Raw genomic sequence first — 16,743 nt, 5'->3', positions numbered from 1 at the left:
GCTTGCGCTTAAAGGGTTGCGATGTTGCAATTCACCGGTGGCGCTGCGCCCTGCCCCTTGCCAACCGCGCTGATCACGTTGCCAGCAGCGTCCTGATCTCCGGCCAATTCGTTCAGGAACTCTTCCAGATTGGTGTAGCCATCCCCATCGCTATCCTGATTGGGGTCAGTCCACTTGCGCGCCGCCTCCCACGCATCGCTCATCCCGTCACCATCACTGTCGGCATATGGTGTGCCGGATGCAAGCGTCGGCCAACCGCCAACTTCTGACGGATTATCAATGATCCTGCCGCCGCAGTTCGCAAAGTTTGTCAGCACGCGCATATCAGATGTGTCGCGCGGCATGGCACCGCCAGAGGCCATGACATCCTTCACACCCTGTTCGGCTGAACTGTACATTTGCACCGTCAGCGTGCCGATCATCGTGTTGGAAAGGTAGCTCCAATCCGATGGATCAAAGAACAGCCGCTCATCATAGGAAGCGTTCTTGCGTCTTCCATCGATGTTGCCGGTCAGGAAGAACTTGGCGTAACCCGGGTTGCTAGAGAACGCGACGTCGTAATTGCCGCCGTAAATGCGCGTCCCGCGAAGCGAACTCGGCCCCATCGAAACCCAATTGCCGACGATATTTGCGGTGCGATTGTTACCGCTCACCGAAGCGCTCTGCTTTTGCAGCATCGAGAAATACTGATGGGCTTTCTCGCGCATGTCGTACGAGATCACGTTCACCAGATCGACCCTGCCACCCACGCCCAGATTGGGCATGCGATCGGTGGCGTGTGCAATCAGCGTGTGGTGCACGGTGATGTCGCTGCCTTCAACGAACATACCCTTGGCATGCTCGCCTGAAGTGTGTGTGGATCGGCTCAGCCCTTCATAGACCAGTGACCATTGCACGGTCAGCTTGGATGAACCCTTCGTGGAGTTGAACGGTTCGTCAGACGCCCATGATAAGCTGACATGGTCAAGAATGGTATTCTGCGAACCGCTATCCAAAGTGATCGCATCGGTCGTGCCCTGCTTCGCCCCGGACGTGGGGCCGGGGCGGATGCGGACGTGCCGGATGATGACGTCAGACACGTTGATGAACAGCGGAGAGCCGCTAAGGTTTGACGGATCGTTGCGGATTGCAATCCCGCCTCCGGGTGCGGTTTGCCCTGCAATCGTCAGGTTGCCAGCGGTCGGCTTGATCTGGCTCAACAGGTTGATCGTGCCCGCAACGCGGAAAACACAAGTCCGCGCGCCAGTGGCCATCATGCATTCGCGCAAAGACCCAGCGCCTGAATCAGCGAGCGTCGTGACCGCAATCGCCCGCCCCCCGCGCCCGCCCTTGGCAGCGGCGCCAAAGCCCTCTGCCGTAGGAAATGCGCGCTGCTGGCCGTCTGCCAGTTTCGCAGGATTGAACGCGCCCGTCATTGGCGGCGCCATCGGCGGCGTCACAGGGGGTGAGAGCGTGGGGGTCGCTGTCGGAATTGTAACAGGCTTTGGAGTGGCGGGCAGAGTCACAATGACTGCCGGGGACTTTTTGCGGTCGGGCACTTTCAAGGCCCAAACTTGCGTCGCAATTGCCAGCCCCACCGCGGTGGCAGCAAGGACTTTTGTTTTCGTATTCATGTGCTTCGCGATCCCTCCGTTGCGGAGGTTTATAATTTGTTCAGATGCTCTAACCGCGGCCCTACGATCTAAGGTTAAGTGTACTTATCCCGGGATTTCGCAGAAACTTAAAAGCACTTATATTTTGCATATTTTACAAGCACTTAAAGTGTGAATAATACTTTCGAGAAAGTTAACCTAGCCCTTATAGGCAAAAACTCCAGACTTTCGGGCTCACGATTTCGTGCCCTCCAAACTGGAAAAACGCACTGACCCGCAATGATAGACCGACGCCCGTCCCTCGCTTGAAAAGCGCAGCGCCTGATCAGATTATGTTTATGTTACAATTGATTGGCGGAACCACAGCACTGCTGGTGCCAACCTTGCTGAGGGCCACGCCATTTGCGTCCTGATCGCCAGCAAGCTCGTTGAGGAACTCTTCCAGGCTGGTATAGCCATCGCTATCGCTGTCGGCATTGGGATCAGATACCTGGTGCGCTCTTTCCCAAGCGTCATCCATGCCATCGCCGTCTGCATCTGTGTAGGCCGTACCACCTGCCAGGACAGGCCAGCCCCCTACTTCCGACGGATTGTCGATAATACTGCCACGGCACGTCTGAAACTGATTGACCACCCGCTGGTCGGCAGCATCACGGGGGAATGCACCTGCAAACAACATAACATCGCCAACCGCTTGCTCAGCTGCGGAAAAGAGCAGGACCGATAGTGTTCCGATCACATTTGGTGAGACATATTTCCAGTCCTGCGGGTCCATGAACAGCCTCTCGTCTGCGGATTGCGAGCGGCGACGGCCATCGACATTTCCCGACAGATAGAAGGACGCATTGCCGGGATAAGTTGAATTCACCTCATCGTAATCAGCGCCATAAATCGGGGACCCGCGAAGCGTGCTTGGCCCCATCGACACCCAATTGCCCACCACGTTCACTTCGCGCGTAACGCCGCTGATGGTTGAATTTTGCTTTTGCAGCATCGAGAAATACTGGTGCGCTTTTTGGCCCATGTCATAGGAAACGACGTTCACCAGATCGACCCGGCCACCCACACCCAGATTGGGCATGCGATCGGTGGCGTGTGCAATCAGCGTGTGATGCACGGTGATGTCGCTGCCTTCGACAAACATGCCCTTGGAATGCTCACCCGATATATGCGTGGACCGGCTCAGCCCTTCATAGACCAACGCCCATTGCACGGTCAGCTTGGCTGCGCTCTTGGTAGAATTGAAGGGCTCATCCGTCGCCCATGACAGGCTGACATGGTCAAGAATGGTATTCTGCGATCCGCCATCCAGCGTGATCGCATCTGTCGTGTCCTGCTTCGCCCCGGACGTTGGGCCTGGGCGGATGCGGACGTGCCGGATGATGACGTCAGGCACCTTGATGAACAGCGGAGAGCCGGTGAGGTTTGACAGGTCGTTGCGGATCGCAATCCCGCCTGCGGGCGCGGTTTGCCCGGCAATCGTCAGGTTGCCAGCAGTCGGCTTGATCTGGCTCAACAGATTGATCGTGCCTGCAACGCGGAAAACACAAGTCCGCGCGCCGGTTGCCATCATGCATTCGCGCAAGGAGCCCGCGCCTGAATCAGCCAGCGTGGTGACGGCAATCGCCCGCCCCCCGCGCCCGCCCTTGGCAGCGGCGCCAAAGCCCTCGGCAGTGGGGAACGCACGCTGCTGGCCGTCCGGCAACTTCGCGGGATCGAAGGTGCCGGGCGTGATGGGTGTCCCCGTCGATGACGGCGTTGGTGTTGGCGTCGGTGTGGAGGTTGGTGCTGGAGCCGTTACAACAGGCGGCGTCGGCAACACATTGGGAGAACTTGTTCCCGCACTGTCGCCTCCACAACCCGAAAGCAAGTATAGTGGAAGAAATGCGCAAGAGATTGGCCTGACCTTAACAGTCAAGCCAAGACCTGAGCGATTACGCTTAAAATTCCCGCGAAAATATGGCATCGAACAGACCGAAGAGGGGGCCTTCGTCGCCTAGCGCCGGGTCGTTAACCATGAAACAACAAAGCGCCAGGCCGGTGCAATTTTTCGGGGAACTGATTTCGGTCTTGCAAATCTATAGGCTATACTACTGATCAACGCGCTGCATGCGAACTCATTGGGGCCATGTAGCCATCTACGAATGGCACATCAGGAGTGTATGTCGGCGAACCCAACTCGACCCCGTTGTTGACGGCCCAGATCGCTGCTTGCGTGCGGTTGCGCACACCCAGCTTGCGCAGGATCGATTTCACATGAACCTTCACGGTTGCCTCGCTCACCTCAAGGTGGTTTGCAATAACCTTGTTCGGGTTCCCACCGAGCAGGTAGCGCATCGTTTCAAGCTCACGGTCCGACAAAAGCTCTGCAAGATCAGCAGTCTTGGCCTCGGACAAAGAGTTGTTCAGCACGACCTCGCCCAATTGGCTGGCAAGTTGGCTTGGCATGACCTTTTCGCCCACCGCAGCAAGGCGCAGTGACGCTACGAGCGATTCACAACCCATGCGCTTGACGATGAAACCATGAACGCCCGAATTGAACGCTTTAACCATAGCTTCGTATGAAAAATCATCGGTCAGAACGACGACATGTGAACTTGGGAAAGTCGAACGAATGCGGGCAACTGCCAAATCGAGTTCATCGGACTTAGACCAATCCAATACCACCAATCGCGGGTTGGACAAGAATGCCGGATCCTCAAGCTCTTCAATCGAAGCAGCAGAGTGCTCGAGAGAAAAACCACCATCAAGAAGTATCCGCCTCAGTCCCTCACGGACCAGAGTATTCTGGCCAATCAAGACGAGTGAACAATCGTCATGCTTAAACATAATGCACCCCTAATTACAAAATTAGGCTTTGGTGACCCCGTCCTAGTTACCTCGACCTGTCAGAACTTAAACTTACTTACTTTCGATGATTATTAACTAATCATCTAAATAAGGCGCCCGATCCCGAAGTATAAACTATAATCTCTCTTTAGAGTCTTAACGCTCTACCGAAAGTTATATGAACGAGGCGTGTCCTCTGACACATCATTTCGCTTAAGGCTATGATTCTTAGCACAATGCGTTGTTCATTTTGAGACACATAGAACCGTTTCGGTGTTACATTTCCCACCACGCCGGTTGAGCGTTAACCAATTTCACGAACCAACATGAAGGCCTCGGCAGCCTGCCTAAAGACACTAGCTCCACGCACGCGGGCAAGGGATTCAATGGCTATCAGGGAGCGTTCGTCTGGAAATGCCTTCACTTGGCTTTCAAATGCGCTGAAGGCTTCAAGCTTGCGATCAAGCGTGGCCGATATGTCGATGAAGACATTCGGCACGAATGCAGGCGTAATACCCGGTGAAAACCAGTTCGTTTCGGACAGGGTTTCATAGGCGTAAATACGTGTAGGCGCGCTCAAACTGCGTGGCCGGGCGGCGACGAGTGCACCCAGAAAGCTCAATTGATGGTCGAGATGAATATCTCCGATGAACGGAACAAACAGCGTGTCGGGCTGAATGTCACTGATGAGGTCCGAAAAATGCGCATTCAGCTCTGCCGCGGCAAGAGTATCAAGCGCGGCTGCAGGCAGATCGAGATGGCGCAGCTCGCTTGTCCCAAGAATGGCGTGAGCGGTCACAGCTTCGTTTGCCACTTGGTCAACAAAGGCCTTTGAATAGGCAGGCTCTCGTCCCTTGGTCATGATCGCCGCGATTACGGGCAAGCCTTCATCAGCCAGACGCGCTATGGTTCCGCCGCAGCCAAGAACCTCGTCATCCGGGTGGGGCGCGATGACCAAAGTCTTTCCAAAATGTGCAAGGTTCGTCACTTAAGTCCCCAATATCTCGTGCTTTATGGGTGTATAGCCGTCAGGCCCTTCCAATTCGTCAATGCGCAACAGGCCTTTTCCCGTGCTCACGGTAAATGATGTGCCATCGGTGGCCACCACCTGGCCCGGCTGGCCTGCAGATTGCACCTCGTCACGAGGCAATGAACTGCGCCAAATCGTGATCTGCCCGTCCTGAACAGGCGTAAAAGCGCCGGGATAGGGCCTACCGACCGCGCGGACCAATCGATCAATTTCGACAGCGGGCTGTGTCCAGTCGATCAGCCCGTCTTCCTTGGTCCGCTTTGTCGCGTAAGTGGCACAGCGTTCATCCTGCACTTTTCGCGGCGGAGATCCTCCGGCAATTGCAACCAAAGCCTCGTCCATCATGCTGCCAAGGGCCTGCATATGCTTGGCGTACAGGCTTTCCGCACATTCATCCGGTGCCACGTGAAAGAACTGCTGCGCCAGAATCGCTCCGCTATCCACGCCGTCATCTATCCAGAAGAGTGAACCAGCCGTGATCTTTTCATCCAGCAGAATTGTCCAGGGGATCACGGCCCTTCCCCGCAGCCGCGGAATGGCAGCAGGATGGTAACCGACCGTGCGCCCAGGCGCGATCGCACAGAATTCCGGCCCGCAAATCTGGGACCATCCGATGACGAAAATGAAATCCGCCTTGGCGGCGCGAATAGCTGCGATTGTCTCTGCGTTGTTCACCTGGCGCGTATGATGCAGCGCCGCCCCCGCTTGCGCAGCAACGGGACCAAGGTCCACGTAATCCGAATGCCGCGAGTGCGCTTCGGGCGGAAGCGTTACCACAAGCGCCAGCTTCCAATCCGAACGTGCGAAGGCCGCGATGGCCACTTGCGTGCTTTCCACCGCACCGATGATGACAGCGGTCATCTGCGCTTTGCTGTTCATCAGGCCGCAACCGGTATCGTACGGCGTTGTCCGCGTTGGGCCGCGTCTTCGGGCATGATCAGATCCATGGCCTCCAACAGCATGCGATTGACGATCTTCACGTCATAAGTCTGCTCGGCAATCTCACGCGAACGCCGCGACATCAGTTGAAGCAATTGCGGGTTCTCGATCAGTTTGAGCATCGCCTTGGCCAAATCGTGCGGTGACTTTGGCGGTACCAAAAATCCGTTTCCGCCCGGCTCTATCGGATCGCGGCAACCCGGCATGTCCGTGGTAATAACGGCACGCCCGCTGGACATTGCCTCAAGGATCGTTCGGGGCAGCCCTTCCCGGTAAAACGATGGCAAAACGAACACACTGCACCCGGCCAGATACGGCCGGACGTCGCGTGTTTCTGCCAAGAACTCAACGGGATATTCCGACGACAGACGGTGTACTTCAGCTTCGGAAATGCCGGTACGGTTGCTGTCTTCAGGACGCCCGAGCAGTTGGAACCGCACTTCGCCATATTTCTGCTGCACAATCCGCGCAGCTTCCAGATAATCGTAGACGCCCTTGTCGCGCATCAGCCGCCCCATCATCAGAAAGATCGGAGCGCCATCGCGGACCGGCGTTTCGACAAAGTGCTGCGTATCAACGCCTGACCCCGGCACTTGCAGAACCCTGTGCCGCTCATCAATGATCCCGGCGGCGATCATGTCCGGCCGGTCATCGCGGTTGAACACGAACAACGTGACGGCCTTTTTCAATCCAGCCCGGTACAGGCGACTGAAAACGCCCCGCACCAGAACACGATCACGCGCATCCTCGCTGAACAAATGCCCAAGACCTGACATCAGCGCATGGAACCGCGCTTTGCCGTACAACCTTGCGGCAATCCCGCCATAGATGATTGGCTTCTGGGTATAGGCCAGCACAACGTCGGGCCGTTCTTTGCGCATCAGGCGCCAATAGGCGAACAGGGTTTGCAAATCTTTAAGCGGATTGGTCCCCGTCCGGTGCATCGGTACGATCCGCAGTTCTATGCCCATTGCGTTAAGCCCGGCCTCGACGGCGGGGTCATAATCGGGAGCCACGGCCACCACATCGTGGCCCTGGCGCCGCAACTCTGCCAGCAGCGCCCCCCGGAAATTCAAGAGTGAAAACGCAAGACTCGAAAGAACCAGTACTTTCACGAGTCGCTCCTTGATCTGTGTGAATTGTCCAAACGGGATGATTCCGCGCGCAAACACCACACCCACTCTGCCCCTATAGAGACGATCAACCATCCGCCGGGGCAACTTGGCATTGGAGTATTAGCCGTTTGCGCCGCGAGCGATGCTAAAGAGACATTTCGAGACAACCGCCCGCATACGACTAACACTTGCGAGTACGGAACTTCCCTTAATCACGACCTGTCTCGCCGAAATGACCATTAGGTCTAATGTTTCTTTGTGCCCGCGCAGTTTTGGCCAAGTCACGGTAACCTTTCGTTAACACTCACCTTTGTGAGCGCGATTCCGGTGATGGCACCTGGCTCGCGATGGATGCAATCCACCTATCAAGGTCGCGGTACATGACTATCAATCGAACAGAAGTGGCTTCCATTTCAGCACGCCAAGCCGAAGTCCCGGCCGTAACTGCCGAGCTATCGACACAGCAAGGCGGCCTTCGCGCTGCCTGGTCGGCGTTAAGCCGCCTGCAACCGAAGTCGGGCCTCCGCCGTCTGGCGCGCACGTCCGTTGTCGTATCGCTGGATTTCATGGTGATCGCGATCACGCTGACATTCCTGATCAGCCTGGAACAAACAAGCAGCCTGACACCACGGATAATGAACCCCTCGTTTGTAGCGCTGTTCTCGGCCGTGACGACCTTCTGCTTCTTTTCTGCAGGGCTCTACAAACAGAATTGGCGGTTTGTATCGCTCGCTGATTGCAGCACACTGTTGCTGACAGTGGCAGGTTCGCTTGCCGTCGCTTGGATCACGTCGCTCAGCGCATCAGAACTGTTCAATCTCGGCGTGGCTGTTTGGCCGCTCATGGTGGTGCATTTCTGCGTATCGGCCATCTTGATGCTCACCATGCGCATGTTGCGCCGGTCCGTCCGCGAATTGCATGCGCGCTTCTTCAGCGATGCGACGACAAGCACTGCGAGCGTATCCAAACGCATCGTTCTGATCGGCGATCCTGAATGGGCGGTTTCGGTTATCGATCTGATGCGGGCAAACAAGACCACCCCGGTCAACGTCATTGGCGTCTTGCTGCCACGCCGCGCCGACACGATCACCCGCCTCGCCGGTGTCCCGGTGCTCGGTTGTCATTTCGATTTCGCACGGTCGCTTGAAGCCTTGGCGCTCAAGGGCAAAAAGCCCGACGCGGTTGTGGTCTGCGATGATGGTGTGAACCTGAGCGACATGGAACTTGCCCAGGTCATGCGGCAGATCCGCGAACACGGTCTGGAACTCATCCGCATCAACGACCCATGGAACAAACTGCTCGAACGTCCGCCAAGTGTCGATTTTGACAAGCTGCCGATCAGCGATCTGCTGGGCCGTCAGGAAGTTGAACTCAAAGGCGAAGCGATCAGCCGCCAGGTCCTTGGGCAATGCGTGTTGGTGACCGGCGCTGGCGGTACCATCGGCGGCGAACTTGTCCGGCAGCTTGCAGGGTTCCGCCCGTCAAAGCTGGTGCTGGTCGATCATTGCGAGTTCGCTCTCTATTCCATCGAGATGCGTCTGCGCGAAGCTTATCCGGACCTCACCATTGTCCCTGAATTGTGCAACATCCGCGATGGCCTCGAAGTTCGTCGGCTTTTTGCGCGGCACTTGCCCTCCATCGTCTATCATGCAGCCGCTCTCAAGCACGTCCCCATGGTGGAAATGAACCCCTGTGGCGGCGCGCATACCAACATCATCGGCACCAGAAACATTGCCGATGCGGTCTGCGAATTTTCAGCCCGCGCGATGGTTCAAGTCTCGACCGACAAAGCGGTTAACCCCATCGGCCTGATGGGCGCAACAAAGCGCGTCGGCGAACTCTACTGCCAGTCGCTCGATTTCTGCGGCATCGACGATGCAGACGCACCGCGTTTCATGACCGTGCGTTTTGGCAACGTGTTGGGCTCCAGCGGATCGGTTGTGCCGTTGTTCAAGCGCCAGCTGCTCGAAGGCCGCCCGCTGACCATCACGCATCCTGATATCGAACGCTTCTTCATGAGCGTGCAGGAAGCTGTGCATTTGATCCTCGAAAGCAGCTCGCACGCACTTGAGGCCAATTCGACCCGTGGCAGCATCTTCGTCCTCGATATGGGCGAGCCGGTAAAGATCATCGATCTGGCAAGGCGCATGATCCGTCTCTTCGGTCTTGAACCGGACATCGATGTGCCAATCCAGGTCGTTGGCCTTCGCCCTGGCGAAAAGCTGTTCGAAGAGCTGTTCGACAGCTGCGAAGAGGAAGTCGAATCCGGCATTGATGGGCTGCAAGAAGCGCGGTCCAAGCCCATCCCCCTGCCCCTCATCTCCAAAGCGATCGACCAGTTGCATGCGGCCATCCGCGCAGGGAACGCAGCCGAAGTGCTGCAAATTACCCACACACTCACCAAACTGCCCAGCAGCGGTGTCGACATGACCAGCCTTTACGAAAAATCACCAACCGCCTGGCGCGCAATTGGTCCCAAACTGGTGATGGAGGCCTAAGCCATGTCAACCACGACAGCCCTTAAAGCCGACGTGCAGGAATTGCCCCGGAAAGTCGCATCGCGCTGGCCTCTGCATGAAGCCGACGAGATCGCAGCCGCCGTCCAGGTGCTGCAAAGCGGCAGGGTGAACGCTTTGGTTCACGGCGATGAAACGCGGGCCTTTGAAAAGGAATTCGCCGCTTTCATCGGAATGCCTTTTGCTTGTGCAGTGGCTAACGGCACCGTCGCCCTGGAACTGGCCTTGCGGGCATTGGGCGTTGGCCCCGGCGATGAAGTCATTGTTCCTGCACGCAGTTTCTTTGCCAGCGTCAGCTGCGTCCTGGCCGTAGGGGCGGAGCCGGTCTTTGCCGACGTCCAGATCGACACGCAGAACATTGATCCTGCATCGGTTGCGCGAATGATCTCGCCGCGTACCCGAGCGGTCATCTGCGTCCACCTTGCAGGCAAGCCCTGTGACATGGATGGCCTTGTCCGGTTGTGCAAAGACAACGGCCTGGCGCTGATCGAAGACTGCGCGCAGGCCCATGGCGCCACCTATCACGGACGTCCGGTCGGCTCGTTCGGTGATTGCGCAGCGTTTTCATTCTGCACTGACAAGATCATGTCGACGGGCGGCGAAGGCGGCATGGCGCTGTTCCGCACGCACGAAGCATGGGAAACCGCGTTCGCCTATAAAGATCACGGCAAAAACCCGGTAAAGATGCGCGCGCCTGCTGTGGGCGCACCGGGCGAATTCCGCTTTACCCATGACAGCTTCGGCTCAAACTTCCGGCTTACTGAACTGCAAGCCGCAATTGGCCGCGTCCAATTGACGAAATTGCCAGCATGGCTTGAAACGCGCCGTTCAAACGCGGCCCGTTTGATGCAGGCTTTGGACAAGTTGCCGGGGCTGATTGTTGATGCAGCTCCCGAAGGATGTGAATCCGCTTGGTATAAATTCTATGTCAGGGTTGATCCGGCACGCCTTCCCAACGGAATGACGCGTTCCGATGTGCTGGCCGGTCTTATTGCGCGGGGCATTCAGTGCGGCAGCGGGTCATGCCCGGATATGAGCAAGGAAGCTGCCTTTGGCACCGCAAACCCCAAGCGTGATGGCGAATTGACTTGCGCACAGGAGCTTGGCGGCAGCACCATCATGCTTCCGGTTGACCATTTGCTGACAACGCAGGATATCGACGCAATCATTGTTGCTTTTCAAGAGGTTCTTGCATGAACCAGCAAACGCCACCTACGGTCCAGCCCGCCTTCATCGTGATCGGTGCGGTGAAAGCTGCGACCACCTGGATCCAGAAGCAGTTGCAAGGCCATCCCGCAGTTTTCCTGCCCGATGTTGAGCCACATTATTTCAGCAGCGAATATGAACGTGGCCCTGCCTATTATGACGATCTGTTCCGCTCGGCTGCACCCGGTGCGCTGCTGGGTGAGAAGTCGGCAGACTATCTGGCCCACCCTTTGGCGGCAGAACGCATTGCGCGGACATATCCGGACATCAAGTTGATGGTCCAATTCCGCAATCCGGTCGACCGCGCATATTCTGATTACAAGATGCTTTTTCGGCGCGGAACAATCCGCGGTGCGCCCGAAGCCTATTTGACCTCGCCCGATTGCGAACAGCCGCGTTTCTTGCGTGACGGTCTTTATGCCGAACACCTGGCGCGCTGGTTCGACCTGTTCCCCCGTGAAAACATCCTGCCGTTCTTGTACGAAGACGTGCGCGATCGGCCGGACGCGACATTCCGCAAAGTCTGCCAGCACATTGGCGTTGAACCAAGGCCAACCATTGCTGCGGCGCGGCGTGAAAATGACAGCTCGGAACGGTTTCTGCCATTGCCGGTGCGCAAAGTTCTCTCGCCGCTCAAAAGCGCGGTTGCGCCCTTGCGCAACCAGCGTTGGTTTCAGGCAACCCGTGGCATGATGGCCCGGCAAATCGCCTATCCGCCGCTCGCCCCTGCTTTGCGCCATCACCTTGAGCAATTCTACCAAGATGACGTCGCGCAATTGGAAGCTATGCTAGGGTGGGACCTTAGTCATTGGCGCAAGACACAATTCATCAAGGCGACCGCGTGAACCGGTCAGACTGCAAATCCTCCAGCCAGTTCTCTGGTCAAAGATCAAAAAAGGAATTCGTTATGAGAGGTATGTTCCCTTCATTATTGCAAGCCGTGACAGCCAGTTGCATGCTGCTGGCAACAACCGGCTGTGCGAACGGCCTGGACAACCTTGCGCCTTTGCCCACGCAAGTAGCCAGTGCGGAATATCGCATCGACACGGCAGACAAGTTGCGGATCGTGGTCCAGGAAATGAAGGACCTCTCCAACGACTATGTGGTTGATGAAGCGGGGTATGTTGCGTTTCCGTTGATCAAGCGTGTCATGCTGCGCGACAAGACCCTCCGCGAAGCCGAAGGTGAAATTGAAAAAGTGCTCACCAGCCAGAATATTCTGGTCGATCCCAAGGTCAGCATCCAGCCGCTGGAATTGCGCCCGCTCGCCATTCTGGGCGAAGTGAACCGGCCCGGTGAATATGCGTTCCGCCAAGGCATGACCGTGTTTGCCGCCGTATCGGCCGCAGGCGGGTACACCTATCGCGCCAACACGCAAAAGGTCACGATAACCCGGACCGTCAACGGGAAGTCTGTCACAGGTACCGCAACCGATGACACCATCATCCTGCCCGGTGACCGCATCAAAGTTCTCGAGCGTTGGTTTTGACGCCGGTGGTTAAGCTGGCCAAGAGACTGTTGTGGGCATCAATCCTGATGGGATACAACAGTGCCGCCCTCGCCCAAACGACCATTGCACCGGCCCTGAATGCACCGGACAATCCTGAATATCTCAATCGGGGTGTCCAGTTGGGGTCGATCAAGCTCGTGCCATCGTTCGATTTCGCCGCTGAATACAACGACAATGTCTATGCCGCGCCTGACAACAAAAGTTCAGACGCGCTATTTGTCGCCAGTCCCCAGTTGCGGGCCTCAGCCTCGCGTGAGAACGTTGATTTCAACGCGCTTGCCCGTGCAAACATCACAAGGTTCGCCTCGCTCACGACAGAAAACTCCGTCTCTGCCATAACAACGGCTGGCGTGTTGTGGCGCGCCCGGACCGGCGTAAGCTTGGGTGCAGACGTCGGCTACAGCAGGCTCGTCGAAGATCGCGGCGATGTTGAGCGGCTGCGCAATCCCGCATCGGGGCCGCGCCTGACAAACCTGCTCAGCGGTGGCGCAAGGTTTCGGCATGAACGCGGGCGCTTGCGCTTTGATGTAAACGGCCTGGTACAAAAGTACGATGCCCTTGCCGCGCGCGATGATGATCGTGATTTCACGTCATACAGCTTGTCTGCCAAGGCCGGTACACGCCTGACAGGTGCGACTTACATCACCGCAACGGCGTTTGTTTCCCATCGCGATTTTCGCCTGCTGGACTCAGCCGGCGGGTTCAGCCGCAATTCGTTGACGTATGGTGCGCGCGCTGGCCTTGATTTCACCTCAAACGCCTTCCTTGATGGGCACATCGGTGTGGGCGTGTTCCGGTTTGACGCGACAGCGGATGAGATTCAGGATCACACCGGCATCTCGATTGATGCCAACGTCACCTATCGTCCGCGCCGCCGCACAGCCATTGTCCTCAATGCATTCCAGGGCGATGTCGCAACCTTCCGCCTGGGCGCTGCAGCCCGTACCGACACGCAAGTGGGCCTCACCGTCCAGCAAGAGGTGCGGCACAATCTGTTTGGTTCTGCCGGTCTGGGATGGCGCAAAACGGAGTACCGCAGCCGCGTCAATGCCTTGCGCACGGTGGAAGCACAGGGAAAAATGGAGCTGCTCATCAGCCGGCAGTTCTCGACAGTCGGCACCATCGCTTATGCAAAGCGGACAAGCGACAATCCCATCGAACCTTTTGAACGCTTCCGCGCCAGCGTAGCGCTTCGCTTCACGCTTTAGGGCGTCCGCAGCCGGTAAGATTTTGGTTCATTGCAAGGCGCTCAAAGGGAGCAGTGCTGCAATGGACCAAAATCAACCCGCCGCCGCAAGCGCTCTATAGCGCCAGCAGACGTTGATAAACCTGCTCGACCGAGTTGAGATGTCGCGTCCGCGTAAACCGCGTGGCCGCACTGATCTTTGCCTGCGCGATCATGGCTGCGTCGCCTTCAAACCCGTGCGCAATCCTTGCACAGCCTTGTGCCATTGCCGCCGGATCATCCGGCGTCACAAGAATGCCCAATCCATCAAGGATCGCTTCGGGATTGCCGCCTGATCGGGTAGCCACCACGGGCGTGCCAACCACCATCGCTTCAATAAGAGTGCGCCCCAGCGGTTCACCAACAGCAGGCACTGACAGCACATCGCAAGCCGCAATCCAGTCACTCCCCGGTGACCGGTACCCCATCAAGTGGATCTGGTGGCGAATACCCAATTCCAACGTGCGCTGACGGATCTGGTCTTCCATCGCCGGATCTTCAGCTTCGCCAAAAATCACGCCATAGACAGGCACGGAAACCAGTTTCTGCAAATGGGCGATGGCTTCGACGAACTTGATCGGGCGCTTGCGATCAATCAGGTTGCCAAAAAAGCCGACAATGAACGCATCGTCTGCAAGCGACAGTTCCCGGCACAACAGCTTCCGCTGCACAGACCGGTCCACGACAATATCGGTATCGAACGGGCTGAAAATAACTTCAGCGTCCCGCACCGCCCGCGACGATTTGCCTTGCGGCAAGGAAAACCTTGAAACCGTGACGATCTGGTCAGCCACCAACGGTGCCAGAAACCGCAGCCCGCGTGCATTGGGATCGGCGCGGTGATGCCATAACAGCCGCGCCCCCGCCAATTTGGCCGCCAAGGCCCACGTTGCATGGCTGCGGCCGTCGTTGGTATGGACAATGCGGACGTTCTGCTCCCGAAGGAAACGCCGCCGCGCCATCAAGCCTGTCAACGTCGTGGCAAATTTGAAAAGGCCCATGCGCTTGTCTGCGGTAAACGATGTCTTGGGCGCTGCCGGGTCTGCACATTGTTCAAAATTGGCAAAAAAGGTCGATAGCTTCCCGCCGGGCACTTCGACAACGACGAGGATGCGGTATTTGCGCTGATCAAGTTGCTGAAGCAGGCCCAGCAGCGAATGATGGCTCCCCCCCAGGCTATCGCCTGCCAATGGAAAGCATAAAGTGGGCCGCGTATCTGCTTCCGCGCTGCGCTCTTGCAGGAGCACGTTTGATGCAAAGCCCAGCCCTTCAAACGGGCTGTCTGGCGTATCAAGATCGCGGTGGATACTGCTCAAAGGCCGCGTTCCTTGTTCAGGTACTCGATAAAACTGTCAAAATTGTTGAGGCCGTTGCCATCGGCATCTTCCCAAGGATCATAAGCGGCGGCATTGGTGCCGTTCGCCTTCTCCCAGCGGTCATCCATCCCGTCATCATCGCTGTCGGGATAAGCCGTGGCGATCGCAAAGGCGGGAATGATGCCGGGCGCCTTCACAATCCTGCCCGTCCTGTTCCGCACGTCAGAAACCACTTGGGCATCAATGGCATCACGCGGCCACGTACCCGAACGCGCCAGCGCCGAGGCGTATGCAACTTGCGCATTTAGCGGTGTGATCGTCAGCGGACAGGTCGGGCTTGGCCGGGAAATGCCCTGTGCCGACGTGGTCACTTGCACGAAATTCCCGTCAAACAGATTGTCGTTCAGGTAAATCGCGCCCGGCCCTTTACTGCCGATGCTCTGGCGCACCACCCCGACCGTGGACGGCGAGGTATTGGGCCCGGCCTTGAACACATTGCCCGCAATCGAGACTGGCGTGCCGCCATAACTCTCCCAGATCTCGGCAAATTCGGACTGCGCATTGTAGAACACGTTGTTCAACACTTCGACGCACGAACCCGGCGGAAAATTGATGTCAGGGTTGCGATCACCGTTGTGCGCGCAGATATTGCCGACAAAACTGAAGTGTTGGGCATTGGTCGGATCGCTTGCCAGCAATGCGCATTTGTCATGCTTGGGAATACCATAGGCGAAGATCGAATTGCTGATCGTGATCCAGTCGTTATCTGCATAGCCATTGACCAGTTCATCGCGCGCCCAACTGCTGCTGACGTGGTCAAGGATCACGCGCGCGCTGTTTTCGATGGTAAAGGAATCTTCCGAACCGCGTTCGGTTCCGGATAAATCAGCCCGAACGCGGATATTGCGCACCACGATGTCATGGGTATTCTTGATCAAAAGCGGGGTGAGCCCGACCGCCCCGCCCGAATGGGCAAGCGTTATGCCGTCGCCCGGTGCCGTCTGCCCGGCAATTGTCAAATAGGGATTAGTGATGCGTGGCGGACGCTTGGTGAACCGGATTACGCCCGAGACCCGAAAGACACAAACGCGCGGACCTTGGGCTTCCACACAAGCGCGCAACGAGCCCGGACCATCGTCACCAAGCGTGGTGACGGGCATGATTTTTCCGCCCCGTCCGCCCCGCGCATGGGCACCATATCCAACTGCGCCGGGGAATGCGAGTTGGGCATCGCCTTTGCTCTGGCTCAACTCATCGAGCGCTTCTTTGCTTAAACCCTTTGAATTTTCGTGCTTTCCGTCACGTCCGTTGGACGCAGAGCAGGCAGACAGGGCTGCTACGGCAAGCAACAGCTTGGGAAGATAGTCCTGCCGTTTCACCGTAACGTCTCCGTGCATGATATTCGCTCATCCGAAAATGCCCCGCAGCAACGCTGCATAATCAAGCTTTCGGCAATGATTTCAGC

13 protein-coding genes are annotated in these 16,743 nt (G+C 57.2%); 5 read left to right on the top strand and 8 right to left on the bottom strand.

Going from position 1 to position 16,743, the window contains the following annotated elements:
* Positions 1-8: 8 nt before the first annotated feature.
* The 6 genes from B7Y89_RS00505 to B7Y89_RS00480 all read right to left on the bottom strand — a co-directional run bounded on the left by B7Y89_RS00505 (position 9) and on the right by B7Y89_RS00480 (position 7,505).
* Positions 9-1,613: a hypothetical protein gene (locus B7Y89_RS00505; protein ID WP_292934723.1), complete on the bottom strand. Its 1,605-nt coding sequence runs from the start codon at positions 1,611-1,613 to the stop codon at positions 9-11.
* 304 nt (positions 1,614-1,917) lie between these two features.
* Positions 1,918-3,411, bottom strand: coding sequence for a hypothetical protein (locus B7Y89_RS00500; RefSeq protein WP_292934721.1), 1,494 nt, complete (start codon positions 3,409-3,411; stop codon positions 1,918-1,920).
* Between the two features lie 278 nt (positions 3,412-3,689).
* Complete coding sequence (locus tag B7Y89_RS00495; protein WP_292934720.1) at positions 3,690-4,421, bottom strand: response regulator transcription factor; 732 nt, start codon at positions 4,419-4,421, stop codon at positions 3,690-3,692.
* Positions 4,422-4,725: 304 nt separating this feature from the next.
* Positions 4,726-5,409, bottom strand: coding sequence for a PIG-L deacetylase family protein (locus tag B7Y89_RS00490; protein WP_292934718.1), 684 nt, complete (start codon positions 5,407-5,409; stop codon positions 4,726-4,728).
* Positions 5,410-6,330 carry a formyltransferase family protein gene (locus B7Y89_RS00485; protein ID WP_292934717.1) on the bottom strand — a complete coding sequence of 307 codons (921 nt, stop codon included), beginning with the start codon at positions 6,328-6,330 and terminating at the stop codon, positions 5,410-5,412. It abuts the gene before it with no gap.
* Positions 6,330-7,505: a glycosyltransferase family 4 protein gene (locus tag B7Y89_RS00480; RefSeq protein WP_292934715.1), complete on the bottom strand. Its 1,176-nt coding sequence runs from the start codon at positions 7,503-7,505 to the stop codon at positions 6,330-6,332. Before B7Y89_RS00480 ends, B7Y89_RS00485 begins: the two co-directional genes overlap by 1 nt.
* A 380-nt stretch (positions 7,506-7,885) precedes the next feature.
* On the opposite strand from B7Y89_RS00480, the gene B7Y89_RS00475 reads away from it, so the two are divergent.
* The 5 genes from B7Y89_RS00475 (at position 7,886) to B7Y89_RS00455 (ending at position 13,945) form a co-directional block, all read left to right on the top strand.
* On the top strand, positions 7,886-10,003 hold the full coding sequence (locus B7Y89_RS00475) for a polysaccharide biosynthesis protein (RefSeq protein ID WP_292934713.1): 2,118 nt from the start codon (positions 7,886-7,888) through the stop codon (positions 10,001-10,003).
* Positions 10,004-10,006: 3 nt separating this feature from the next.
* Complete coding sequence (locus tag B7Y89_RS00470) at positions 10,007-11,218, top strand: DegT/DnrJ/EryC1/StrS family aminotransferase (RefSeq protein WP_292934711.1); 1,212 nt, start codon at positions 10,007-10,009, stop codon at positions 11,216-11,218.
* Positions 11,215-12,072 carry a sulfotransferase gene (locus B7Y89_RS00465; RefSeq protein WP_292934709.1) on the top strand — a complete coding sequence of 286 codons (858 nt, stop codon included), beginning with the start codon at positions 11,215-11,217 and terminating at the stop codon, positions 12,070-12,072. The genes B7Y89_RS00470 and B7Y89_RS00465 overlap by 4 nt, the downstream gene beginning before the upstream one ends.
* 62 nt (positions 12,073-12,134) lie before the next feature.
* Positions 12,135-12,716: a polysaccharide biosynthesis/export family protein gene (locus B7Y89_RS00460; RefSeq protein ID WP_292934707.1), complete on the top strand. Its 582-nt coding sequence runs from the start codon at positions 12,135-12,137 to the stop codon at positions 12,714-12,716.
* A gap of 47 nt (positions 12,717-12,763) precedes the next feature.
* A complete protein-coding gene (locus B7Y89_RS00455; RefSeq protein WP_292934705.1) occupies positions 12,764-13,945 on the top strand; it encodes an outer membrane beta-barrel protein in 1,182 nt (393 codons plus the stop codon).
* Positions 13,946-14,039: 94 nt separating this feature from the next.
* Here B7Y89_RS00455 and B7Y89_RS00450 read toward each other — a convergent pair whose 3' ends face one another.
* Both B7Y89_RS00450 and B7Y89_RS00445 read right to left on the bottom strand, forming a co-directional pair.
* A complete protein-coding gene (locus B7Y89_RS00450; protein ID WP_292934703.1) occupies positions 14,040-15,278 on the bottom strand; it encodes a glycosyltransferase family 4 protein in 1,239 nt (412 codons plus the stop codon).
* Entirely contained in the window at positions 15,275-16,675 is a 1,401-nt protein-coding gene (locus B7Y89_RS00445; RefSeq protein ID WP_292934701.1) for a pectate lyase, read from the bottom strand. Before B7Y89_RS00445 ends, B7Y89_RS00450 begins: the two co-directional genes overlap by 4 nt.
* Between the last annotated feature and the right edge of the window lie 68 nt (positions 16,676-16,743).

Source organism: Novosphingobium sp. 32-60-15, from assembly GCF_002280675.1.
Lineage (GTDB): Bacteria > Pseudomonadota > Alphaproteobacteria > Sphingomonadales > Sphingomonadaceae > Novosphingobium.
The sequence above is the reverse complement of the archived record's forward strand: the minus strand, read 5'-3'. Positions and strand labels throughout refer to the sequence as shown.